This is a genomic window from Holospora undulata HU1 (assembly GCF_000388175.3).
Lineage (GTDB): Bacteria > Pseudomonadota > Alphaproteobacteria > Holosporales > Holosporaceae > Holospora > Holospora undulata_A.
The window spans coordinates 1-1,242 of sequence record NZ_ARPM03000155.1 but is presented as its reverse complement, the minus strand read 5'-3'; the positions used below and the strand labels follow the sequence as shown (position 1 = coordinate 1,242).

Here is a 1,242-nt window from a genome sequence, read left to right as displayed (position 1 = left end):
ATCTTTTTCTATTGCCATTTGTTTGTTTGAGGGGGAGGGGGCTGAGTCGTTGTTTAGGAAGCGCAAAAAAACTTTTCGTAATTGTTTCCAAATTAATGGAGCGTTCTTTGCTACTGCGAAATTTCGTATTTTAAAGTAGAGGGGGCGAAGAATGTCCACAATGTAATCGAAGTCATTTTTCTCTAACTCGATCTCTTTTAAAAATTCAGAATCTCCGATTTTGCTGTCTTTTAAAACTTTTAGAACTTTCAGAAAATCTTCTCTGTTTTTTTTAGGAAGATTAGCAAATTGATCAAGAAGATCTGTTTTTTGGTGGATTAATTCAAGAAAACTTTGTCGAAAAGTGTCTAAATTTGGACTTGCAAATAAAATTCTTAAAGAGTCTTGTAAATTTTTTATAAAATTTTCAAATTTTTCATTCTCTTTTATTTTTCTTTTGTTTTCCCCCAAATTTTCAGATTCTCCTATTCCATCTTCGTTCAGTTCAGAGTCTTGCAAGTAAGATTCTTCCATTTCGGAGAGGCGTGGGCTTTCTTCTGTTTTCGCGAGTCTATTTGATGGATCTTTTTCTGAGCCATTATTTGCAAAAGAGTTTTCTATGAACATAATGCTAATTAAAAAAACATTTAAAATAGGTGATTTCATAATTTTACCAATGGTTTGTATTGAATATTATGGATTGTACAAAATAAAAATAAAATTGTCGTAAAATTATTTATATACTTCTTCGTAAACTATTATTTAGCTATAGTAATTCAGTGTTGTAATGCAGCTTTTGTATACCCGGTGTCAGTAATGATTTTTATTTCTCGATGAACCTTTATTTTGGATCATTTAAATCCTCTAAAATCATGACGATTACTCTTTGAAAGTGCCGTACACATATACCCTGCCTTATTTTTTTATCTACCACGACTTGTATTTTTATAGCGAGCCGCTTCTTTTTTCCTGAATAAAATTGCTTTTGTTTATTTTTGCGATTCTTGATCTTTTTATTTTTATTATTTTTTTGGCGCTCTATTTGTGTTTCTTTGTTAGTATATCTTAATAAATTTTTATCACTTTTTAGCAGCACCAGAGAATGGAAAATCAGGATGCTTGATCGTATCATACCATACTCGCCCTCACTTTTTTTCAGGTAGTTTAAAAGATCGCTAAAATCAAAGAATAAGAGTTTATCTTTGATCCACCTGAGTCCCCTTGTGTTCTTGTGTAAGGCCCGTTATAGAAGCGTATAAAATA

General features: G+C 31.2%; 1 protein-coding gene. It reads right to left on the bottom strand.

The features are described 5' to 3' along the window. A partial coding sequence (locus tag K737_RS04510; protein WP_006291063.1) for a hypothetical protein occupies positions 1–645 on the bottom strand: 645 nt, incomplete at its 3' end. Positions 646–1,242 lie beyond the last annotated feature (597 nt).